Raw genomic sequence first — 21,170 nt, 5'->3', positions numbered from 1 at the left:
GGGTCTGGTCATGCACGAGATCACCAGCGAGGACGAGCTCCGGGCGTTGCTGGGCGAGCCGGTGCCGGCCGCCCTGCGGAAGGAGCGCACGGCGCTGGCGGACGTCGACCGGCAGTGGCTCGCCGCCTCCCCGTTCTGCCTGGTCGCCACCAGCGGCGCCGACGGCAGCTGCGACGTCTCCCCGAAGGGCGATCCGCCCGGCTTCACGCTGGTCCTCGACGAGCACACGATCGCGATCCCCGAGCGGGCCGGCAACCGCCGCGCCGACGGCTACCGCAACATCCTGGCCAACCCGCACGTCGGCCTGGTCCACCTGCTGCCCGGCCGCACCGACACGCTGCGGATCAACGGGCGGGCGCGGCTCACCACCGACCCGCAGCTGCTGGACCGCATGGTGGTGAAGGGACACCGCCCGGTGCTCGCCGTCGTCGTCGACATCGAGCAGGTGTTCCACCACTGCGGCAAGGCGTTCCTGCGCTCGCAGCTCTGGGACCCGGAGAGCTGGGACCCCGACGCGGTGCCCACGCGCGCACGCATCGCGCACGCGCTCGAGCGGAAGGACGAGCCGCTCGAGGAGCTGGAGCGCTACTACTCGAGCGCCGCCTACACGGCCGGCCTCTACCCCACCGGCTGAGCGCTACCGCCAGCCGCGCTCGTCGACCCCGCCGGGCACCGGTGCCGCGGGGTCGTACGGCGTGCGGGTGAGGATGAACGTGTCCAGGTCCAGGTGGTCGGCCTCGATCCGCAGCGTCTCCCCGGCGTAGTAGCCGTCCAGGCCGACCCACCGGCCGTCCTGCGCTCGGGCGAACCGGCTGGCCCGCCCGCTGCGCCCCGGCATCGGCCCCAGGTGCAGCAGCCCGCCGGGCACCGCCCGCAGCAGCAGCGGCGAGGGGCCCCAGAACCAGACGCCGAGCGCCTCCAGCGGCACCGGGGACGGCGAGGGCGACCAGGGCTCGACGATCCGCGGCTCGGCGGTGCGCAGGTCGGCCAGCAGGCCGAACACCAGCGGGTCCACGCCGCTGGTCGCATTGGCCAGCGAGACCGCGCCGGTCTGCTCCTCGCGGTCGACGAAGACACCGGCCAGGAAGCCCGGCATCGAGCCGCCGTGCCCGACGAGCGTGCGCCCGTCCAGCCGCATCACCTGCAGCCCCAGCCCGTAGGCCGACCAGCCGGGCGCGGAGGGGTCCACCCCGGCGGGCACGGTCATCTCCTCGAGCGTGCCGGGGTCGAGCACGTCGGCGGTGTCGCCCAGCAGGAACGCGGCGAAGCGGCCGAGGTCGGTCAGCGTCGCCCACAGCTGGCCGGCGGCGGCCATGACCCCGGCGTGGTGCTCGGGCTCGGGCAGGACGACGTCGGCCCACGGGTGGACGGCGAAGCCCTGGGCGGCGGGCGCGACCGGCCGCGGTGTGGTGCGGCCCATGCCGAGCGGGGCGAGCACCTCGGTGGTGACCGCGTCCTCCCAGGAGGCGCCCCGCAGGCGGGCGACGAGCTCACCGAGCAGACCGAAACCCAGGTTGGAGTAGTGGAACCGGCGGGCCGCGCCGAGGACGACGTCGTCGCTGCCCAGACCCAGCTCCGCCAGCGAGCCGCCCGGGGTGCGCTCCCACCAGCCGCCCGGGCTCTCCGCCGAGGCACCGGCGAGGTGCGAGAGCAGCTGGCCGATCGTGCGGTCACCGAACGGGGTGCCGGGCAGGTGCTGCTCCAGCGGGTCGTCCAGGCCCAGCCGCCCCTCGTCGCGCAACCGCATCACGACGACGGCGGTCACCGTCTTGCTGATCGAGCCCAGCCGGTACTGGACGTCGGTGTGCGGTTCGGCGACCGTCCCGCGTCCGGCCGACCACGCCAGACCGCCGTCGCGGACGACGCCCGCGACCAGGCTCGGGGCACGTCCGTCGCGCTGGGTGCGCGCGGTGCGGGCGAGCAGGAGCCGGGCGGTCGAGGGCAGCACGGGTTCGGGCACGCCGCCGACCGTATCGACCGGCCGCGCGGGTCAGGCGGTGGGCACCGGCTCGGGGACCGGCAGCCGGCCGGTACGGGTGGCCCACCGGTCGAACCAGATGGTGGCCAGCGGCGGGACCGAGGCCACGAGGGCGCGGAACGTGGTCGGCAGGTCCCAGCGCAGCACCCGCCAGGCCAGGACGGTGACCACGAGGTAGGCCACGAAGACGGCGCCGTGCACCGGGCCGAACATCTGCACGCCGCGCTCGGAGTCCTGCAGCACCCACTTCACGAACATGCCGCCGAGCAGGAGGACCCACGAGCAGGCCTCGGCGAGGGCGACGGCTCGGAAGAGCAGGGCGACGGCGCTGGGCTTCACGCCCCCATGGTCCCCGATCCTCGCGCACCGGCGCGGGTGGGCCCGCTCACGCGTCGCGAGGGGAGGCAGGGTCGCGGTCGTGCTCGGGCACCCGGTTCCCCGGTGCCACCGCCGGCGGCCGGCCGGCTGCTGGTCCGGCTGCACGTGCTCGACGACGACCCGTTCGGAGGTGCGCCTGCCCGGAGTGCGCGCGACCTTCGTGTCGGGGCTGCTGCAGCCGGTCAGCCCGTCTCCGTGAGCACCGGCGGCGCCGTCGCCGTGGCCCCGAGCACGGCCGCGGCACCGAGGACCAGCGCCCACCACGGGTGCCCGAGCGCGGCGAGCGCCAGCACCCCGCCACCGAGGACGCCGACGGTGACCGCGAGGGCCGCGGCGGGCACCCGGAACCGCGCCCGTGGCGCGGCGAAGGCGCCCCAGAGGACGGCCGCGACCAGAGGCAGGGCGACGGCGAGCCCCCATCCCCCGGTGCGCCCACCCCAGGCGGACAGCGTCACGAGGGCCGCGATCTCGGACAGGAAGGCGAGGGTGAGCCGGACCGCCGTCCAGCCGCCGGATCCGGTGACCACGGCGCCGAAGCCTGCCCCTGGGCCGGCCGGAGCGCCAGGCCCTGGGACGCGCCGCCCCGCGAGACGCACCGCAGCCCCGGACGGGTGGGTCCGGGGCTGCGGTGTGGTGGTGCGGTCGGTCAGCCGGCGATGCGGCGGGCTCCGCTGTAGCCGCCGACCGAGTCGACGCTGGCGATCTTGACGACGTCACCGGACGTCGGGGCGTGCACCATCTGGCCGTTGCCGATGTAGATGCCGACGTGGCTCACGGGCCGGTAGAAGAACACCAGGTCACCGGGCTGGAGCTGGTCGCGGGAGACCGCCTGCCCCATGCCCGACTGACCGCGGCTGGAGTGCGGGAGGCTGATGCCGGCCGCGCGGTAGGCGTACTGGGTGAGGCCCGAGCAGTCGAAGCTGCCGGGGCCGCCGGCCGCCCACACGTAGGGCTTGCCGCGCTGGGCCAGCGCGGTGTTGACGGCGATCTGCGCGGCCTGGCTGTTGGCGACGACCGGGCCCCCGCCGGGCGCCTCGCGCTCGTCGCGGCTGGCGCGGGTCTCGCCGCTGCGCTCCTCGGCCGGGTGCGACGCCTGGGCGACGGCGGCCTGCCGCTCCTCCGCGCTCAGCCGCTCGAACTGCGCCTTGAAGTCGTCGATCTGCTTCTGCAGATCGGCCTGCTGGGCGGCGACGGCGTCGTAGGTGGCCTGCGCCTCGGTGGCCGCCTTCTGGGCGGTGGCCTGGGCCTGCGCGGCGACGACGTTGGCCGCGGCCGCCTGCTCCACGAGCCCGGTCTGGTGACCGGCGATGGTGTGCAGCGTGGTCACACGAGAGACGAACTCGTCGGCGGACGCGCTGGTCAGCATCGCCTGGAAGGAGCTCATGGACTCGCCGGTGTAGGCGCTGCGGGCGACGCTGCGCACCGAGGCCTGGGCGGCCGCCAGCTGTGCGGTGGCCCGCTCGAGCTCGGCGTTGGCGGCGACCGCGGCGGCCTGCTGGGCGGCCAGCGCGTCGCGGGCCTCGTTGAACTCCTCGGTGACCGCCTCGAGCTGGTGGCCGCGCTCGGCGACCATGCGGGCGGCGTCGGCCGAGGTGGCCGGCGCTCCGGGGGCGGCGGAGGCCGGCGCCGAGGCGAGCAGGATGCCGGCGGTGCCGACGAGAGCGATGCCGGCCCGGCGCAGGGTGGCGCGGCGGGCGGACGTGCGCAGGGGGGACGCCATCGTGCGGCGACTCTCCGTTCTCTTCCAGGATCCGCCTGCCGGGGACGCACGCGGGGGCGAGGCGGACGGGTCCGTCTCAGTCCTTCCGCGTGCTGTGGTGCGCCCGGCCTGGCCTCCGCGGGTGCGGCTGCTCGGCTGACGGTGCCCGACCGGTGTCACTCGGGAAGGAAGTGACTGAACGCCCCGGCGGACGCACTCACCGTAGGGGCCGTGACCGTGCCGTGACAATCCCCCGAACGACATTTGTGTAATTCTTCGTGCGCGCTGAGTCACAACGCCGGCGGATCCCGCGCCACCGGCGTGCTGTCGGTTTCGGCGCGGCACCCGGGGACCACTACCTCTCCATGGACCTCCGCAAGCCGCTGCTGCTGCTGGCCGTCGTCGGCTCCCTCGTCGCCTGCGGCGACAACACCGACGTCGGGCGGGGCGAGACCAACTGCGACTCGACCTCCGACCAGGCCAGCAACCCGCACGACGCGAGCTGCGAGGAGACCGGCAAGAACGAAGGCAACAGCAACCCGTGACCGAGGCGCGGTGAGGCGCGCTCCCGGCGACGCCGCACCCGCCCGCCCGACCGGCGTCCGACCGCGGTCCGTCCTCGCCGGCGTGGTCGCGGGGGTCCGCGAGGGACTGGTCGGCCGTGACCTCGCGCTCCTCGCCGCAGGCCTGACCTTCTACGCGGGCATCGCCGTCGTCCCGCTGCTGCTGCTCGCCTTCGCCCTGACCGGCCTCCTGACGTCGCCGGAGCGCGTGCACGAGCTCGGCGGACGGCTGGCCGATCTGCTGCCCGCAGAGCTGGGCGCCCCCGAGGCGGTGGCCCGGCTCGTCGACGCCGGCCTCGGGCTCAGCCCGCTCGGCGCGCTGCTGGCCCTCGTCCCCATGTCGCTCTACGGGGAGGGGTTCCGCCGCGCGCTGCTGCGCTTCAGCACCCGCGAGGAGGGGCTCACCGGCTGGCGGGGGCGGCTGGCGTCGCTGCCCCTGCTGCTCCTCGCGCCGGTGGTGCTGTACCCGCTCCTGCTCGTCGCCTCGGTGATGGCCGACCTGGCGCGGGACGGCGGGTTCGCGGCCGACCTCGGGCGGGTGGCGCTCGGCTTCTACGCGGTGCTCGCCGCGCTCACGCTGCCCCTGGCCTTCGGCTTCCGCGTCGTCGCCGGTGGACGGGTCGGCCTCCGGGCGCTCGGGACCGGCTCCCTGTTCACCGCAGCCTGCCTCTCGGGCTTCCTGCAGGGGTTCGTGCTCTTCCTGTCGCTGCCGCTGGACCTGGGCGCGCCGTTCGGCGGCCTGGACGTCGTCGGCGGCGTCGTCGCCATCGGGCTCTGGCTGTTCGTGCTGCACCTCGTCGTGGTGGTCGGCTGGCTGGCCACCCGGGCCCTCGACGACCTCCTGCGTCGCCCGCGTGATGTGGCCGGGGCCGTCGGGCGGTAGGAACGACGCATGCCTGACTCGATGCTGGCCGGCCGGCTCAACGTGCGCACCCGCGAGTTCGTCGTCAAGGAGGTGCCCAAGCCCACCCCCGGCCCCGGCGAGGTGCTGGTCAAGGTGGCCGCCGCAGGGATCTGCCTGTCCGACGTGCACCTCATCGAGGGCCAGCTCTCCCCGCTCTTCCTCGCGGGTGACGAGGTCACCCTGGGGCACGAGGTGGCGGGGACCGTGGCCGAGCCGGGGGACGGCGTCACCGGCTGGGCCGAGGGTGCCCGCGTGCTCCTGCAGGCCGGGGAGCAGAAGGGCGACTGGGTGCACACCCGGGGCGTCGACTACGACGGCGGCTGGGCCGAGTACGCGCTGGCGACCGTCGACACGCTCGTGCCGGTGCCCGACGACCTGCCGCTGGAACAGGCCTGCATCGTGCCCGACGCCGTCTCGACACCGTGGGCCTCGATCGTGCGCACCGCGCAGGTCCGCGCGGCGCAGCCGGTCGGCGTCTGGGGCATCGGGGGGCTGGGGGCGCACGCGGTGCAGCTGCTGCGCCTGGCCGGGGCCGCGCCGATCGTCGCCGTCGACCCGGTGCCCGCCGCTCGGCAGCGCGCGCTGGACTTCGGCGCGGACCTCGCGCTGGACCCCTCCGACGACATCGCCACCCGCGTGCGCGAGCTGACCGGGGGCGCCGGCCTGGCCGTCGCCTTCGACTTCGCCGGGGTCGCCCCGGTGCGCGAGCAGGCCGTGCGGTGCCTGGAACGGGACGGCGCCCTCGTGCTCGTCGGGTTGACCGACCAGCCGCTGACGATCCGCAACGGCACCCAGTTCAGCTACTTCGGGCAGCGGATCCTCGGCCACTACGGCTCGGAGCCGGCCCACGTGGTGGAGCTGGTGAACCTGGTCCGGCACGGCCGGCTGGACCTCTCGAGGTCGATCTCCGGCACGCTGCCGTTGACCGAGGCCGCCGAGGGCGTGGAGCGGCTGGCGCAGAAGCAGGGCGATCCCATCCGGCTGGTCATCACCCCCTGACCCGGTCGGTCAGGAGCGGTCGCCGGGCTCCACGATGTGCACGGCGACCGCACGGAACTGCTTCGGCGTCTCCAGCAGGACCGCCTTGGTGGGCTCCCCGACCTCGAGGAACGCATCCCGGCGCAGCGCGGCGAGCGGCCGCAGCCGCGGGTCGGCGAGCACGTCGTCGACGAGGCCCCGGTCCCCGCCGGTGAACAGGGCCGCCAGTCCGTCCTGGTGCGGCAGGAGGACCCGGACGGCGGTCTCGACCGCGTGGTCGACGACCGCGTCGGTCTGGTTCGCCCGCCTCCGGGCGAACCGCTGCTGGGACCAGCCGCCGGCCGCGGTGCGGCCCTGCACCTGGCGCGCGTCGACCTTGGAGACGACCAGCCGGTCCCCGTCGAACACCGCGACCGCCCAGCGACCGCGGCGGACGAGGAGCACCGCGGCGCGGGCGGGCCGCTGCACGGCGGCGGTGAACCCGGCGAGCAGGGGCGGCTCCGGGGTCCAGCCGAACGGTGCCCGCAGCGTGACGGCGGTGCTGTCGGCGCAGGTGATCACCAGGCCGTCGTCGACGGCGCGCACGTCGTCGAACGCGCCGTGCCGGGTGGCCACGCCGTCCAGCCAGCGGCCGAGCCGGTCGGGGGCGACGCCCAGCTGCCGACCGCCGCCGGCGGCCGGGCGGGGCCGGGCCACCGGGTCAGCCGGCCAGCGCCGGCTCGGGAGCGCGCTCGGCCGGCACGTGCATCAGACGCTGGAAGGCCAGGACGACCAGCGCGGCGACCCCGGCCGACACCGTGGCGACGGCGAACGCGGCGTTCGCCCCCCAGACGTCGACGATCTTGCCGGCCACGGAGGCGCCCAGGGCCACGCCCAGCCCCAGCGCGGTGCCGATCCAGGTGAAGGCCTCGGTGACCGCCGAGCGGGGCACGAGCAGCTCGGCGAGGGTGAACGAGCTGATCAGCGAGGGCGAGACGGCGACCCCGGCGACCACGACGAACGGCAGCATGACCCAGAGGTCGTGCACGACCAGCAGCGGAACCGTCAGCACGGTCAGCACCACGAGGACGACGGCCAGTCGCCGGCGCAGTGGGGTGCGCCAGTGCACGGTGCCCCAGCCGATCCCGCTGGCCATCGACCCGAGGGCGAGACCGGCGATGAGGACCCCGGACATGGACTTCGCGCCGACCTGCTCGGCGAAGGCGACCAGCGCGATCTCCAGCGTGCCGAGGATCGCCCCGACGGCCGCGCCGACGACGAACAGCACCCGCAGCCCGCGCGTGCGGATCGCCGACGGGCCCTGCCGGCTCACGTGCCCGTGCGGCTCCGGCTCGGTCTTCCGCTGGGCGGCGAACAGCAGGCTGCCCACCGTGGCCAGGGCGAACGCGGTGACGACGCCGGAGGTGGCGTGCCCGGTGGTGGAGAGGAAGGTGACGAGCACCGGTCCGACGATGAACACGAACTCGTCGACGACGGACTCCATGGCGAGTGCGGTCGGCAGTCGGTGGCTGCCGCGCAGCAGATGGGTCCAGCGCACCCGGATCATCGAGGAGACCGGGGGGATGCACGCCCCGGCGAGACCGGCGGTGACGAAGACGACCCAGAGCGGCCAGTCCTCCCGCACCGAGAAGAGGAAGCCCACGCCGGAGACCACGAAGACGAGCAGGACCGGCAGCAGCACCTTCCGCTGGCCGTGGGTATCGGCCCAGCGACCGAGGACCGGGCCGGAGACGGCGGTGGTCACGGCCCCGACGGCCGCGACGGCGCCGCCCAGGCCGTAGGAGCCGGTCTCCGAGGCGACCAGCAGGACGCAGCCGAGCCCCACCATCGAGAGGGGCAGGCGGCCGACGAATGCCGCCATCACCATCGGCAGGGCATGCGGGGTCCGGAGGACCTGCAGGTACGGATTGGCCACGAGCGGGGATGCCTCCGGGACGTGGGAGGGGGTGAGAGCCACGCTAACCGACCAGCGGGGCTCCTGCCCCGACGACGCCGCACGCGCGCCAGACGCACGAGGCCCGGAACCGGCGCGGTTCCGGGCCTCGTGTGCCGCCCCGTGCGGGGCCGGGCTCAGCTCAGACGGCTCTTGAGGATCTCCAGCTCGTCCCACATCGTGGTGGGCAGCTTGTCGCCGAACTTCTCGAACCACTCGGTGATCTGCGGGATCTCCGCCTGCCACTCCTCGGGCTTGACGGCGAGCGCGGCCTCGATCTGCTCGGGCGTCATGTCCAGCCCGGAGACGTCGAGGGAGTCGACCGTCGGCACGTGGCCGACGGGCGTCTCGACGGCGGCAGCGGTGCCCTCGAGGCGCTCGATGACCCACTTGAGGACGCGGCTGTTCTCGCCGAAGCCCGGCCACAGGAAGCCGCCGTCCTCGTCGCGGCGGAACCAGTTGACGTAGAAGATCTTCGGCAGCTTGGCGGCGTCGGCCTGCTTGCCGGTCTCCACCCAGTGGCCGAAGTAGTCGGCGGCGTTGTAGCCGATGAACGGCAGCATCGCGAACGGGTCGCGACGGATGACGCCGACGGCGCCGGTGGCGGCGGCGGTGGTCTCCGAGGAGAGCGTCGCGCCCATGAACACGCCGTGGTTCCAGTCCCGGGCCTCGCTGACCAGCGGGATCGTGGTCTTGCGGCGGCCGCCGAAGAGGATCGCCGAGATCGGCACGCCCTTCGGGTCCTCGTACTCCGGCGCCAGGATCGGGCACTGGGTGATCGGGGTGCAGAAGCGGCTGTTCGGGTGGCTGGACAGCTCGTCGCTGTCCGGCGTCCAGTCCCGGCCCTTCCAGTCGGTGAGGTGCGCCGGCGGCTCCTCGGTCATGCCCTCCCACCAGACGTCGCCGTCGTCGGTCAGCGCGACGTTGGTGAAGACCGAGTTGCCCTTGTCGATCGTGCGCATGGCGTTCGGGTTGGTGTCCCAGCCCGTGCCGGGGGCGACACCGAACAGGCCGTACTCGGGGTTGGTGGCGTAGAGCCGGCCGTCCTCGCCGAAACGCATCCAGGCGATGTCGTCGCCGATGGTCTCGACCTTCCAGCCCGGGATGGTGGGCTCGAGCATGGCCAGGTTCGTCTTGCCGCACGCCGAGGGGAAGGCACCGGCGACGTAGTAGGTCTTCTGCTGCGGGCTGGTCAGCTTGAGGATCAGCATGTGCTCGGCCAGCCAGCCCTCGTCGCGGGCCATGGCGGAGGCGATGCGCAGCGCGTAGGCCTTCTTGCCGAGGAGGGCGTTGCCGCCGTAGCCGGAGCCGTAGGACCAGATCATGCGCTCCTCGGGGAACTGCACGATGTACTTGGTCTGGCTGCACGGCCAGGGGACGTCGGCCTGACCCTCGTCCAGCGGGGCGCCGAGGGAGTGCATGGCCGGCACGAACGGGCGGTCGGTGCCCAGGGCCTCGAGCACGCGGCTGCCGATGCGGGCCATGACGCGCATGGAGACGACGACGTACTCGGAGTCGGTGATCTCGACGCCGAACATCGGGTGCTCGGCCTCGATCGGGCCCATGCAGAACGGGATGACGTACATGGTGCGACCACGCATGGAGCCGCGGTACAGCTCCGTCATGATCGACTTCATCTCGTTGGGGTCCATCCAGTTGTTGGTGGGACCCGCGTCGGCCTCGTCGACCGAGCAGATGAAGGTGCGGTCCTCGACGCGCGCCACGTCGCTGGGGTCGGAGGCGCACCAGTAGGAGTTGGGCTTCTTCTCCAGGGGGCGGAAGGTGCCGGCGGCGACCAGCTTCTGGGTGAGCCGCTCGTTCTCCTCCTCGCTGCCGTCGATCCAGACCACCTGGTCCGGCGTCGTCAGCTCGGCCATCTCCCGCACCCAGGCGAGCAGCCGGGCGTGGGTCGTGGGGGCGTTCTCGAGACCGGGGGTGGCCACGGAAGTCACGGCGTCTCCATCCTCTGCGTAGCCGGGGCGGAGTCCTGCTCCGGCGGTCCTGCTGTACCAGCTGCGGCCGCGCCTGCGGCCGTCCCGGATCGGGACAGGGTACAAGCGCGGACACCCCGCTGTAACTGCGATGAATGTTACGTATAGGACGTCTACTCCTCAGCTCGGAAGAGCCTGGTCGGAGGCGTTGTTGGCCACATTCCGTGAACTCCCCCAGCCTGCTTGCGCCGCTTCGCCTCCGGAACGTCACTCTCCGCAATCGGCTCGCGGTGGCACCGATGTGCCAGTACTCGGTCACCGACGGCTTCGTCGGCGACTACCACCTCGTGCACCTGGGCCGGTTCGCCCTCGGTGGCTTCGGGCTGGTGGTCGTCGAGGCCTCGGGCGTCACGCCCGAGGGGCGGATCAGCCCCGGGGACGTCGGCCTGTGGTCCGACGGGCACGTGCCGGGACTCGCTCGGGTCGTGGACTTCCTGCACGCCGAGGGCGCCGCGGCCGGCATCCAGCTGGCGCACGCCGGCGCCAAGGCCAGCAGCCTGCGCCCCTGGGACGGCAGCGGTCCGGTGACCGAGCAGAACGCGCGCCCGGGCGAGGCGCCGTGGCCCACGGTCTCCGCCTCGCCGGTGCCCGCGGGCGAGGGGTGGCCGGTGCCCCACGCGCTGACCGTCGAGGAGATGGCTGAGGTGCGGGAGGCCTTCGTCGCCGCCACCCGCCGCGCCGAGGCCGCCGGCTTCGACGTCGTCGAGGTGCACGCCGCGCACGGTTACCTGCTGCACCAGTTCCTCTCCCCGCTCACCAACCGGCGGGAGGACGGCTACGGCGGCTCGCGCGAGGCGCGGATGCGCTTCCCGCTGGAGGTCGTCGAGGCGGTGCGGGCCGAGTGGTCGCAGGAGAAGCCGCTGCTCGTCCGGGTCTCGGCGGTGGACGGCACCAGCGAGGGACTGACCGTCGAGGACACGGTGGCCTTCGCCCGGGAGCTGCGCGCCCGCGGGGTCGACGTCGTCGACGTGTCCGGCGGCGGCATCGGCGGCGGCTGGGAGCACCCGATCGGCTACGGGTACCAGGTGCCCTACGCGGCCGCCGTCCGCGAGCAGGCCGACATCGCCACGATGGCGGTCGGGCTGGTGGTCGACGCCCGACAGGCCGAGGCGATCGTCGCCTCCGGCGCGGCGGACCTGGTCGCGCTGGCCCGCGAGGCGCAGGACGACCCGAACTTCGCCGTCCACGCGGAACGGGAGCTGACCGGCGGCCACGAGACCTACCCGGTGCAGGCCGGCCCCCGGCTGGCCTCCCGCGACCGGCTGCTGGACCGCCTCGGGCCGTGGACCGGCCCGGACCCGGTGCAGGTCGTGCAGCCCTCCTGAGCCCTCAGCGCGCATAGCCCGGCCCGACCTCCGTCCAGAACTGCTCCCACGCGGCGGGGGCCGGGCCGCCGGTGACCACGGCGTCCAGCTTGTCGAGGTACCAGTGCCAGCCGCCGGCGTAGTCGGTCACCGTGGTCTCGGCCGGGAAGAACTGGACGAAGCGCAGGACCGTGCGCCCCTCCTCGACCGAGAGGTCCAGGTCGATCCGCCAGACGCCCGAGCCCTCCTGCTCCTCGACCCACTGCACGACCAGCCGGTGCGGCGGCGAGCACTCCACGATCTGCATCGCGTCCCCGGCAGGCTCCTCCTCGTGGGTCATCGTGAAGGTGCCGATCGCACCGGGCGCCCGCTCGCCCTCGAAGGTGCCGATCCAGCGGGCCAGCCGGTCGGGCTCGGTGAGCGCGGACCACACGTCCTCGATCGGGTCGGGCCAGCTGCGCCGGAACTCCAGCCGCTGCCGGCCGTCCGGCTCGGTGGTGACGACGCCGCGCCGGGTCTCCAGGTCGGTCATGCCGGGTCTCCGTTCCTCGGTGCCCGCCGGCCGCGGGCGATCTCGGTGTCCAGGGCGTCGAGGCGCTGCGCCCAGAGGTCTCGGTAGGGCTCCAGCCACTGGTCCAGCTGCCGCAACGGCGCCGGGTCCAGGGCGTAGCGGCGCTCCCGACCGTCGGCCCGCACGCGGACCAGCCCGGTCTCCCGCAGCACGCGCAGGTGGCGGCTGATGGCCGGGCGGCTGACCGCGAAGGGGGCCGCGAGCTCGCCCGCGGTGCGCTCGCCGCGGGCCAGGAGGGCCAGCAGCTCGCGCCGCGTCGGGTCGGCGAGCGCCTGCAGTGCTTCCACGCTGGAATGCGTAACACAGCGGTTACGCGTTGGTCGAGGGGTTCGTGCGCGCTGCATCGGGATAGGAGGTCGGCATGACCGTGACCGATCCCGACACCCCGGACCCGCTCAACGACCCCCGCACCACGCAGGCCGACCCCGGCGCTCTCGGCGAGGGCGAGAACCTGGCCTCCGGCGAGGACACCCCCGAGGCCACGGGCGAGGACGAGCTCGCGACCAGCCAGACGCTGTCGGACGAGGCCGGCGGCGGCGACGTCACCGGTGGCGCGTTCTCCGACGGGCCCACCACCTGACGGTGTGACGGACCGGTCCTCCCGGGTATGTGGCGGCCACCACACGTTGCATCCCCGAGGAGGACCGATGGCCACCGGTGAGACCGGGTTCGAGGACGTCTACTACGACCTCATCTCCGTCCAGTACCACTCGCTCAAGGCCGGGCACGACTACGGCCAGTACGTCCGGGACGCCGAGAACGCGGGCCTGGACGACGTCGCGAAGTTCTTCCGCAAGGTGATGGAGCAGGACTCCAAGCGCGCCGCGAAGTGCCACGAGTTCCTCGGCCGCCTGCAGGGCACCGAGCAGGGCGGCCCCACCGCGCAGTAGCGGGCAGGATGGCCGGCGTGATCAGGACTGCACTGACTCGCCGGTTCGACCTCGCGACGCCGGTCATCGGTGCGCCGATGGCCGGCGTCGCCGGCGGTGCGCTGGCTGCCGCCGTCTCCCGTGCTGGTGGGCTCGGCATGATCGGCGTCAGCGGCGCCCACACAGCAGATGTCGTGAGCGAGCAGTGCGCTCTGGTGGGGAACGCCCCGTTCGGCGTCGGGCTGATGATCTGGGTGCTCGAATCGAAGCCCGAGCTGTTCGAGGCGACCGTGGCGGCTGCCCCGAGCCTGGTGTCGGTCTCCTTCGGCGACCCGGCACCCTACGTCGGCCCGCTGCACGACGCGGGGATCGCTGTCTGCGCGCAGGTCAACACGGTGGCCGATGCGCGGCGGGCCCTCGATGCGGGGGTCGACGTCCTGGTGGCGCAGGGCACCGAGGCCGGGGGGCACACCGGGCAGCGGTCGATGCTGCCGCTGCTGCAGGAGGTGCTGGCGCTCACCGACCGCCCGGTGATCGCGGCCGGCGGCATCGCGACCGGCCGGGCCATGGCCGCCGCCCTGGTCGCAGGGGCGGCCGGGGTGTGGATCGGGACAGCACTGCTCTCGTGCACGGAGGGGCTGAACAAGCCGGCCGCGCGCGCACGGATCCGCACGGCCACCGGCGACGAGACGGTGCTGACCCGCGCGTTCGACGTCGCCGAGGGCATCGCCTGGCCCTCGCGGTGGCCCGGGCGGGCGCTGGTCAACGACTTCAGCCGCGAGCGGCACGGCCGCGAGGAGGCCCTGGTGGACGACGCCGTCGCGCGCCAGCGGGTCGTCGAGGGCCGCCGCGGCGGCGACCCGGCCAATGCCCCGCTCTACGCGGGCGAGGCGGTGGGCCTGGTGACGACCGAACGATCGGCGACCGACGTGGTTCGCGAGCTGACCGCCGACGCGGAGAAGGCGCTGCGCGCGATGCCGAAGCTCCTGGGTTAGACGGCGCAGCTGCCGTCGTCGCAGCCCTCGGCCGCAGGGACGGTGATCAGCGGGTTCGCGTCGGCCCAGGCGCGCTCGAGGATCTGCAGGAGCAGCTCGGCGGGCTGGGCGCCGGCCGCGCCGTACTTGCGGTCGACGACGAAGAACGGAACACCGGTTGCACCGAGCGCCTGCGCTGTGGCGCCGTCCTGGCGGACGGCGGACAGGTACCGCCGATCGGTCAGCGCCGCGCGGACCTCGGTCTCGTCGAGACCCACCTCGACCGCGAAGGGCACCAGCGACTCGATGTCGAAGACCGAGCGCTGCTCCTCGAAGTAGGCGTGCAGCAGGCGCTCCTTGAGCTCGTTGCGCTTGCCGTGCTCGGCGGCCAGGTGCAGCAGTTCGTGGGCGAGCAGGGTGTTGCCACTGATGCCGTCGGCCAGGTGGTACTCCAGCCCCTCGGCGGCGGCGAGCTCCTCGACGTGCGCCATGTTGGCGCGCATCTGCTCGACCGAGGCGCCGTACTTGGCGGCCAATGCCGGCAGCGTCGGGTGCGTCTCGCCCTCGGTAACGGACGGGTCGAGCTGGAACGACCGCCAGATCACCTCGACCTGGTCCCGATGCGGGAACTGCTCGAGGGCGCTCTCCAACCGGCGCTTACCGATGTAGCACCACGGACACACGACGTCGGACCAGACCTCTACCTGCATGCCCCCCTCAACCTCGTTGCAGCTTCAAGCATTCCCGGTGCATGAATTTGTGCTCCCGATGTCGTCCCATTCGGAGGCACCAAGAGGCCCCGCCCACGAGACCACCGCACACGAGGAAGCCCGATCAGTGCCCATCGGGGGGCAGGTCAGAGACAACCCTGCGCAGCTCGGCCCGCATTGTCCTAGCAGCCTCCTTGTCCACGCCTAGCCTGGTGGCGAATTCCCAATCATCGACTGCCTCGATCGCTTCATTCACCGCCCCGGCAATGAGCAGCAGTTCGTCACGGGTGAGCGACAAGATTATGCGCCCAACTCCTTCTATCAGCTCCAAGTCCACTCCAGTCCTCTAGTGCAGGCCAGTGTAGTAGTCATACCCATCTGTCGGCCGAAAGGCGGTTCCACCATCAACCGCGTTCGGGTTTCGAATAACGACCACCCCCTGGTTCCAGTACGCCACTCGCCCGCCTGACAAGCTGCGCGATTCGCCCTTCATGATGGTGTTCTCGATCACGCTGGCAAACTCAGCGCGAGTCGTGACCCCGGAGAACTCGCCAAGCTGCACGACATGCTTGTTGAAGGCATGCCCACCAGCGATTTCTTCACTAGCCAATTGCGCTCGGAGCCGTACCTGCCGTGGGCGACCGGTCGGCAGCCTGTCCCACATGGTTAGCGCCACCAACTGATCGCGGAGTCCCGTCACCGAGTCGTTACGGAACTTGCCATTCCTCTAGCTCAGGGTGTATTTGCGCAGTTGAACCGCGTGTTGCGGATCTGAACCGGTCGCATCAGCTCGTTGCCCACCGTCGCGAGCCCTGCTTATCCGTCCGCAGGGTGCACCTCCGCGCGGGCGCGACCGTCGCCCGGCGTCGGGTCGAGGAAGACGTAGCGCACGCCCTCATGGCGGGCGACCAGCCGGCGCTCTGCCTCGTCGGACGCGCGCTCCACATCTGCCACCGTGACGGTGTCCTCGAAGTCCACCTTGGCCGAGACGATGAGCTGACCGGGGCCGATGACAGTGGTCAGCATGAACGGCACGTCGGTGACCTGCGGCAGCGCCATGATCTCGGCCTTGAGCTCGGCCTGGAGCCGCGGCGAGATCGACTGCCCGATCAGCAGCGAGACGTTCGCCCGCCCGAGCGCGCCGGCCACGAAGAGCAGCAGGATGCCGATGGCGATCGCGGCCACGCCGTCCCAGACGGGGTCGCCGGTGAGGTGCTCCAGGGTGAGCCCCAGCGCGGCGAGCACGAGCCCCACCAGCGCGGCACTGTCCTCGAAGGTGACCGCCTTGACCGTGGTGTCGGTGGTCTGCGCGAGGTACCGGCGCGACGTCGTCCCCCACTTGCGGGCCTCGCTGCGCACCTGGCGGATCGCCTTGATCAGCGAGGAGCCCTCCAGCACGAACGAGACCGCCAGCACGATGTAGGAGACCAGGGGCGAGCCCTGCTCCTCGCCACCGCGGATCGTGCTTACGCCCTGCCAGATGGAGAAGCCGGCACCGAGGGTGAAGGTCGCCAGGCAGGCCAGCAGCGCCCAGAAGTAGGTCTCCCGCCCGTAGCCGACCGGGTGCTTGGCGTCAGGGGCCTTCGTGCCGCGCTTGAGCGCGATGAACAGCAGGACCTCGGTGATCGTGTCGGCCAGCGAGTGCGCCGCCTCCGACAGCATCGCCGAGGAATGGCTGAGCAGACCGCCGATCAGCTTCGCGATCGCGATGCCCAGGTTGGCCAGGCCCGCGACGACGACGGTGCCGGTGGACTCGCTCTCGCCGCCACCGCCGGCGTCCTTGGCGAGTTCGTGGTCGGGCGCGGGCGCGGGCTGGGTCATGGCAGCCCCGGTGCCCCGCGGGGCGCCGGGGCATGCACTCACCGCCGCGTCGCGCGGTCGAGCAGGAGCCCACCCGCTCCGGCCGCCGCCAGCACCGCCGCCGCGACCACGAGACCCGAGGTACCGGCACGGGCCAGGATCACTCCCCCGACGAGCGCGCCGGCGGCGATCCCGACGTTCAGCGCCGAGATGGCCACCGCACCGGCGACGTCGCGCACCTCCGGCGAGGCCAGCCGCGCGATGCGGGTCTGGAACACCGGCGGCAGCAGGCCGATCAGGAACCCCCACACCACGACGACGACGAAGGCCACTGCCGGATGCAGGCCGAGCAGCCCGAGGCCGGCCAGCGCGACGGCGAAGGCGACGGCCGTTCCCGTGAGAGCGGAGCGGGGACGCCGGTCCGCGAGCGGCCCCGACACCGCGAGCCCCGCAACCCCGGCTGCGCCGAAGACGAAGAGCACCACCGGCACGGCACCGACCGACAGCCCGCCGGCGTCGGTGACCAGCACCGCCACGTAGGTGGCCGCGGCGAAGTGGCCGGCCAGCACCGCGGCAGTGGCGACGGCGTTGCGCGCGACGACGCGCATGCTCGCGTCGCGCCACCACGCGCCCGCCCCTCCGGTCTCCTCCGGTCGCTGCGCGCTACGCCCGCCCAGCAGCAGCCAGGCCGGCGGCAGCACGAGCAGGGCGAGGACGACGAATGCGGCCCGCCAGCCGACCGCGCTCCCCAGCGCAGTGGCGGCAGGAACCCCGAGCACCGTGGCCGCAGCGGGTCCGGCCAGGACGACCGAGACTGCCCGCCCGAGGCGCTCCGGCGGCACCAGGCTCGCGGCGTGCGGCACGAGCAGCGCCCACACCAGCCCGTGCGCAGCGGCGCCCACCACACGCGCGACCATCGCCGTCGCGAGCGACGGGGCGGCCGCGGTCGCGACGGTCGCCAGCCCGAAGACCAGGAGCGCGAGACCGATGACCCGCTGCCGCGCCACCCGCCGGGTCAGGCGCACGAGGAACAGGCTGGTGGTGGCCAGCGTGACCGCCCAGACGGCGACCAGGACGCCGGCGGCCGACGTGCTGACCTGCAGGTCGGCGGCGATACCAGGGAGCAGGCCGGCCGGCGAGAGCTCCACCGTCACGGTGGCGAAGGCCGCTGCGGTCAGGGCGCCGAGCAGCCGCCAGTGCGGTCGCGTCGGGGGGTCGACGGCGGGGATCGGACCGGGTGCGGGAGCGGTCTCGGACGGCATGCGAGGACGCTAAGGATTGACACCGGTGTCAAGGTCAAGCAGAAACTTCCCCCACCGCGAACCGGCACCCGGAGGAGCGCACGTGAAGATCGGCGAGCTGGCCGAGCGGACCGGGGTGAGCGCCCGCATGCTCCGCTACTACGAGCAGCAGCACCTGCTCACCGCGGAACGCTCGGCCAACGGCTACCGCAGCTACCGGCCGAGCGACGTCGACCGCGTGCGGGAGATCCGCGCTCTGCTGGACGCCGGACTGCCGACGCGGTTCGCCCGCGCCGTGCTGGACATGGGCCTGGCGACCGACGAACCGCCGATCCCGGGCTGGACGCCCACCTGCACGGCGACGTTCGCCGGGATGCTGCGGACCGAGCTCGACCGGCTCGAGGAGCAGCTGAGCTGCCTGGCCCGCAGCCGGGACGCCGTCCGGCAGTACCTCGACACGGTGACCGTCGTCGAGTCCGCTGCCTGAACGGCGTCCGGCCGCGCGATCAGGTCAGCGGATGCCGACGAGGTCGACGACGAAGACCAGCGTGGCGCCGGGCTTGATGACGCCGCCGGCCCCTCGGTCGCCGTAGGCCTTGTGCGCGGGGATGGTGAGCCGACGGCGGCCGCCGACCTTCATGCCGACGATGCCCTCGTCCCAGCCCTGGATGACCATGCCGACGCCCACGCGGAACTCCAGCGGGTCGCCCCGGTCCCAGGAGGCGTCGAACTGCTCGCCGCCGTCGTGGGTGACGCCCACGTAGTGCGCGCTCACCAGGTCGCCGGCCTTGGCCTCCTGGCCCTCGCCCACGACGAGGTCCTCGATCACCAGGTCGTCGGGCGCAGGCCCGGTCGGCGGCTCGACGTCCGGTCGGCTCAGCTCGGCCACGGTTCTCCCTCCCGCGCCGGGGCGGTCCCGGCGCCGTCTGCCCCCATCCAAGCAGCGGCCGGGGCCGGGGTCTCCTCGGCGGGGACGTCGAGGGGATGGGCCAGCTCGTCGGCGGGCAGCCGGGCCGCGAGGATCGCGACGACGGCGAGCACCGGCGGCGCCAGCCCCGCCACCAGGAAGGCGCCCGTGAGGCCGACCAGCTCGCTCAGCGGTCCCGCGAGGGCCATCGACAGCGGCATGAGGCTCAGCGAGACGAAGAAGTCGAGGCTGGACACGCGGCCGAGCAGGGCCGGCGGGACCCGCCGCTGCAGGAGCGTTCCCCAGATGACCATCCCGGCCTGCGACGTCCCACCGACGACCGACGCGGCGACGAGCATGACGCCGAGGTCGGTGGTGAAGCCGAAGGCCACCAGCGGGATGCACCCCAGCCCCCACAGCAGGTTCATCACCGTCAGGTACCGGCGCGGCAACCGCCAGGAGGCGACCAGCAGCGAGCCCAGCGCCCCGCCGATGCCGTAGACGGCGAGCACCCAGGCGTGCTGGCTCGGTCCTCCGCCGGCGTCCTCGATCGCGAAGGGGACGAGCACCTCGAACGGGCCGATGAAGGCCAGGATCATGAAGGCCGCGAACAGCAGGGTGGCCAGCAGCCACGGCGTCGCCACCATGTACCGGAAGCCCTCACGCACGTCGGCGACCAGGCCCGGGCGGGAGCCGTCCTCCGCCGCCTCCCGGCGCACGGGGGTGTGCGGCAGCGCGCGGACGCAGGCCGCCGCGGCAAAGGCGACGCCCGCGGTGGCGGCCAGCGCGCCCCCCGGCGAGTACGCGGCCACGAGGAACCCGGCGGCGGCCGGTCCCGCGGCCTGGCCGAGGATCGGCCGCACCGCGCCCTCCAGCCCGTTGACCGCGAGCAGGTCCTCGGCGGGGACGAGGGACGGGACGAGCGCCGAGTAGGCGGGGTAGAACAGCCCGAGCGCGACACCGTCGACCAGCGCCACGACCGCCAGGTGCCAGACCTCCAGGACGCCGGTCAGCGAGAGCGTCGCCGCCACGGTGACCGCGCAGCCCTGCAGCAGCGTGACGACCAGCAGCAGCAGGCGCTGCGGGATGCGGTCGGCCAGGACGCCGCCGAGCAGCGCCGTGGCCAGCATCCCGCCGGCGCTCATCGCGGCGACCAGGGAGAGCGCCCCGGGGCCGCCACCGAGACCGACCACCTGCCAGACCATGCCGATCGCCCACAGCCCCTGGGTGAGCAGGCACAGCGTCAGCGCGGCGGCCAGCACCCGGTAGGCGGGATGCCGGAGCGGCGCGAGCGCGCGCGGCAGCGCCATGGCTCTCCTCCCGGGGTGGACGCCCATGGTGGGCGACGGGTGCGATGGATCGCACCCGAATTTCGCGGCGCGAGGGGCCGACGGTGTCGTAGGGCACCGCTAGCTTCCGCCCCATGATCGACCACCTGGGGCTGCAGTCCGTCGACAGCTCGGCCGCGGCCGCGTTCTACGTGCGCGTCTTTGCCGCCTGCGGGGTCCGCGAGGCCATGCGGATCGACACCCCGGGCGGGCCCGTCATCGGCCTGGCCGGCCCCGATGGCATGCCGCAGCTCTGGACCAGCCCGGAGGAGGACACCGGCCACCGTCCGGTGCACCTCGCCCTGGCGGCGCCCTCGCGAGAGGCGGTCGACGCCGTCTTCGCCGCCGCGCAGGAGGCCGGCGCGGAGATCCTGCATGCGCCGCGCGAGTGGCCGGAGTACCACCCCGGCTACTACGGCGTCTTCTTCCGCGACCTCGACGGCAACAACGTCGAGGCGGTCCACCACGGGTTCCCCACCGGCTGAGCACCCGCCACCGTTTGCGCAACAAATGGTTGCGGTCACCGTCGCCCGGGTCTACCGTCTCGTGCAACCAGAAGTTGCGAGAGGGGCCGGCATGGAACACGGGACGATCGAGCGGGAGCTCCACATCGACGCCTCACCCGAGGTCGTCTTCGACGTGGTGAGCGACCCCCGGCACGTGCGGGAGTGGTGGTCGGACGAGGCGGACTACCCGGTCGCACCCGGCGGCACCGGCAGGCTCGGGTTCGGCGACTGCGCGCACGGCGGTTCCTGGGTGCAGTTCACCGTCGTCGACGCCGTTCCGCACCGGCTGTTCTCCTTCCGGTGGACCCATGCCGAAGGTGAGGTCGCCGCCCCCGGGAACTCGATGCTCGTCGTCTTCACCCTCGAGCCGGCGGGGAGCGGAACGCGGCTGCGGATGACCGAGAGCGGCTTCCGCGAGCGCGGCTGGGCGGAGGCCACGGTCGCCGCCGAGCACGCCGACCACGTCAACGGGTGGGACCACTTCCTCCCCCGGCTCACCGCGTACGCCGCCCGCCTCGGGGCGAGCGCCTGAGCGC

Annotated in this window: 27 protein-coding genes; 11 read left to right on the top strand and 16 right to left on the bottom strand. The window is 73.4% G+C overall.

Going from position 1 to position 21,170, the window contains the following annotated elements:
• Positions 1-10: 10 nt before the first annotated feature.
• Positions 11-634, top strand: a complete 624-nt coding sequence (locus DQ237_RS05410; RefSeq protein ID WP_205730084.1) for a pyridoxamine 5'-phosphate oxidase family protein — start codon at positions 11-13, stop codon at positions 632-634.
• Positions 635-637: 3 nt separating this feature from the next.
• Here the strand turns inward: DQ237_RS05410 and DQ237_RS05405 are convergent, their stop codons facing one another.
• From DQ237_RS05405 to DQ237_RS05390, 4 genes are all read right to left on the bottom strand, one after another.
• Positions 638-1,960 carry a serine hydrolase gene (locus DQ237_RS05405; protein ID WP_113797935.1) on the bottom strand — a complete coding sequence of 441 codons (1,323 nt, stop codon included), beginning with the start codon at positions 1,958-1,960 and terminating at the stop codon, positions 638-640.
• Positions 1,961-1,990: 30 nt separating this feature from the next.
• The gene (locus DQ237_RS05400) at positions 1,991-2,317 is read right to left on the bottom strand and encodes a DUF3817 domain-containing protein (RefSeq protein ID WP_113797933.1); all 327 of its coding nucleotides are present in this window, start codon (positions 2,315-2,317) and stop codon (positions 1,991-1,993) included.
• A 221-nt stretch (positions 2,318-2,538) separates the two neighbouring features.
• On the bottom strand, positions 2,539-2,883 hold the full coding sequence (locus tag DQ237_RS05395; protein WP_113797931.1) for a YrdB family protein: 345 nt from the start codon (positions 2,881-2,883) through the stop codon (positions 2,539-2,541).
• 119 nt (positions 2,884-3,002) lie between these two features.
• Complete coding sequence (locus DQ237_RS05390; RefSeq protein WP_113797930.1) at positions 3,003-4,076, bottom strand: C40 family peptidase; 1,074 nt, start codon at positions 4,074-4,076, stop codon at positions 3,003-3,005.
• A gap of 257 nt (positions 4,077-4,333) precedes the next feature.
• Between DQ237_RS05390 and DQ237_RS05385 the strand changes: the two genes are divergently transcribed.
• Genes DQ237_RS05385 through DQ237_RS05375 form a run of 3 tightly spaced genes read left to right on the top strand, consistent with a single transcriptional unit; the run spans position 4,334 to position 6,521 of the window.
• Complete coding sequence (locus tag DQ237_RS05385; protein ID WP_147251746.1) at positions 4,334-4,600, top strand: hypothetical protein; 267 nt, start codon at positions 4,334-4,336, stop codon at positions 4,598-4,600.
• A gap of 10 nt (positions 4,601-4,610) precedes the next feature.
• Positions 4,611-5,501 (top strand): YhjD/YihY/BrkB family envelope integrity protein, encoded by an 891-nt coding sequence (locus DQ237_RS05380; RefSeq protein WP_113797927.1) that lies wholly within the window; start codon positions 4,611-4,613, stop codon positions 5,499-5,501.
• A 9-nt stretch (positions 5,502-5,510) separates the two neighbouring features.
• Positions 5,511-6,521 carry a zinc-binding dehydrogenase gene (locus DQ237_RS05375; RefSeq protein WP_166509506.1) on the top strand — a complete coding sequence of 337 codons (1,011 nt, stop codon included), beginning with the start codon at positions 5,511-5,513 and terminating at the stop codon, positions 6,519-6,521.
• Positions 6,522-6,530: 9 nt separating this feature from the next.
• On the opposite strand, the gene DQ237_RS05370 is transcribed toward DQ237_RS05375, so the two are convergent.
• The 3 genes from DQ237_RS05370 to DQ237_RS05360 form a co-directional block, all read right to left on the bottom strand.
• A complete protein-coding gene (locus DQ237_RS05370; RefSeq protein WP_113797923.1) occupies positions 6,531-7,196 on the bottom strand; it encodes an acVLRF1 family peptidyl-tRNA hydrolase in 666 nt (221 codons plus the stop codon).
• 4 nt (positions 7,197-7,200) lie between these two features.
• Entirely contained in the window at positions 7,201-8,457 is a 1,257-nt protein-coding gene (locus DQ237_RS05365; protein WP_240619429.1) for an MFS transporter, read from the bottom strand.
• A gap of 113 nt (positions 8,458-8,570) precedes the next feature.
• Positions 8,571-10,385 carry a phosphoenolpyruvate carboxykinase (GTP) gene (locus DQ237_RS05360; protein ID WP_113797921.1) on the bottom strand — a complete coding sequence of 605 codons (1,815 nt, stop codon included), beginning with the start codon at positions 10,383-10,385 and terminating at the stop codon, positions 8,571-8,573.
• A 203-nt stretch (positions 10,386-10,588) separates the two neighbouring features.
• On the opposite strand from DQ237_RS05360, the gene DQ237_RS05355 reads away from it, so the two are divergent.
• Positions 10,589-11,749 (top strand): NADH:flavin oxidoreductase/NADH oxidase, encoded by a 1,161-nt coding sequence (locus tag DQ237_RS05355; protein WP_113797919.1) that lies wholly within the window; start codon positions 10,589-10,591, stop codon positions 11,747-11,749.
• 4 nt (positions 11,750-11,753) lie between these two features.
• Here the strand turns inward: DQ237_RS05355 and DQ237_RS05350 are convergent, their stop codons facing one another.
• Positions 11,754-12,260 carry an SRPBCC family protein gene (locus DQ237_RS05350; RefSeq protein ID WP_113797917.1) on the bottom strand — a complete coding sequence of 169 codons (507 nt, stop codon included), beginning with the start codon at positions 12,258-12,260 and terminating at the stop codon, positions 11,754-11,756.
• Positions 12,257-12,586: a helix-turn-helix transcriptional regulator gene (locus tag DQ237_RS05345; RefSeq protein ID WP_205730083.1), complete on the bottom strand. Its 330-nt coding sequence runs from the start codon at positions 12,584-12,586 to the stop codon at positions 12,257-12,259. Before DQ237_RS05345 ends, DQ237_RS05350 begins: the two co-directional genes overlap by 4 nt.
• A 74-nt stretch (positions 12,587-12,660) precedes the next feature.
• On the opposite strand from DQ237_RS05345, the gene DQ237_RS05340 reads away from it, so the two are divergent.
• From DQ237_RS05340 to DQ237_RS05330, 3 genes are all read left to right on the top strand, one after another.
• Positions 12,661-12,879, top strand: coding sequence for a hypothetical protein (locus tag DQ237_RS05340; RefSeq protein WP_113797913.1), 219 nt, complete (start codon positions 12,661-12,663; stop codon positions 12,877-12,879).
• Between the two features lie 67 nt (positions 12,880-12,946).
• The gene (locus DQ237_RS05335) at positions 12,947-13,189 is read left to right on the top strand and encodes an acyl carrier protein (RefSeq protein WP_113797911.1); all 243 of its coding nucleotides are present in this window, start codon (positions 12,947-12,949) and stop codon (positions 13,187-13,189) included.
• Positions 13,190-13,206: 17 nt separating this feature from the next.
• On the top strand, positions 13,207-14,163 hold the full coding sequence (locus DQ237_RS05330; RefSeq protein WP_205730082.1) for a nitronate monooxygenase family protein: 957 nt from the start codon (positions 13,207-13,209) through the stop codon (positions 14,161-14,163).
• On the opposite strand, the gene DQ237_RS05325 is transcribed toward DQ237_RS05330, so the two are convergent.
• The 5 genes from DQ237_RS05325 to DQ237_RS05310 form a co-directional block, all read right to left on the bottom strand.
• The gene (locus tag DQ237_RS05325; protein WP_113797907.1) at positions 14,160-14,852 is read right to left on the bottom strand and encodes a DsbA family oxidoreductase; all 693 of its coding nucleotides are present in this window, start codon (positions 14,850-14,852) and stop codon (positions 14,160-14,162) included. The genes DQ237_RS05330 and DQ237_RS05325 overlap by 4 nt on opposite strands.
• A 124-nt stretch (positions 14,853-14,976) precedes the next feature.
• Positions 14,977-15,189: a hypothetical protein gene (locus tag DQ237_RS05320; protein ID WP_113797904.1), complete on the bottom strand. Its 213-nt coding sequence runs from the start codon at positions 15,187-15,189 to the stop codon at positions 14,977-14,979.
• A 9-nt stretch (positions 15,190-15,198) separates the two neighbouring features.
• On the bottom strand, positions 15,199-15,552 hold the full coding sequence (locus DQ237_RS19405; protein ID WP_147251745.1) for an mAFB alternative: 354 nt from the start codon (positions 15,550-15,552) through the stop codon (positions 15,199-15,201).
• Positions 15,553-15,668: 116 nt separating this feature from the next.
• Complete coding sequence (locus tag DQ237_RS05315; RefSeq protein WP_113797903.1) at positions 15,669-16,673, bottom strand: cation diffusion facilitator family transporter; 1,005 nt, start codon at positions 16,671-16,673, stop codon at positions 15,669-15,671.
• Between the two features lie 38 nt (positions 16,674-16,711).
• Entirely contained in the window at positions 16,712-17,914 is a 1,203-nt protein-coding gene (locus tag DQ237_RS05310) for an MFS transporter (RefSeq protein WP_113797901.1), read from the bottom strand.
• 82 nt (positions 17,915-17,996) lie between these two features.
• Here DQ237_RS05310 and DQ237_RS05305 point away from each other — a divergent pair, with 82 nt between their 5' ends.
• The gene (locus DQ237_RS05305; RefSeq protein ID WP_113797899.1) at positions 17,997-18,380 is read left to right on the top strand and encodes a MerR family transcriptional regulator; all 384 of its coding nucleotides are present in this window, start codon (positions 17,997-17,999) and stop codon (positions 18,378-18,380) included.
• A gap of 24 nt (positions 18,381-18,404) precedes the next feature.
• Here DQ237_RS05305 and DQ237_RS05300 read toward each other — a convergent pair whose 3' ends face one another.
• Both DQ237_RS05300 and DQ237_RS05295 read right to left on the bottom strand, forming a co-directional pair.
• Positions 18,405-18,782 (bottom strand): FKBP-type peptidyl-prolyl cis-trans isomerase, encoded by a 378-nt coding sequence (locus DQ237_RS05300; protein ID WP_113797897.1) that lies wholly within the window; start codon positions 18,780-18,782, stop codon positions 18,405-18,407.
• Positions 18,770-20,110: an MFS transporter gene (locus tag DQ237_RS05295; RefSeq protein ID WP_113797895.1), complete on the bottom strand. Its 1,341-nt coding sequence runs from the start codon at positions 20,108-20,110 to the stop codon at positions 18,770-18,772. The genes DQ237_RS05300 and DQ237_RS05295 overlap by 13 nt, the downstream gene beginning before the upstream one ends.
• A gap of 113 nt (positions 20,111-20,223) precedes the next feature.
• Here DQ237_RS05295 and DQ237_RS05290 point away from each other — a divergent pair, with 113 nt between their 5' ends.
• A complete protein-coding gene (locus tag DQ237_RS05290) occupies positions 20,224-20,613 on the top strand; it encodes a VOC family protein (protein WP_113797893.1) in 390 nt (129 codons plus the stop codon).
• A gap of 91 nt (positions 20,614-20,704) precedes the next feature.
• Positions 20,705-21,166, top strand: coding sequence for an SRPBCC domain-containing protein (locus tag DQ237_RS05285; RefSeq protein ID WP_113797891.1), 462 nt, complete (start codon positions 20,705-20,707; stop codon positions 21,164-21,166).
• Positions 21,167-21,170: the final 4 nt, after the last annotated feature.

The sequence above is a fragment of the Blastococcus sp. TF02-8 genome (assembly GCF_003319175.1).
In the GTDB taxonomy this organism is placed as follows: Bacteria; Actinomycetota; Actinomycetes; order Mycobacteriales; family Geodermatophilaceae; genus Blastococcus.
This window is presented reverse-complemented; position numbering and strand designations above follow the sequence as displayed.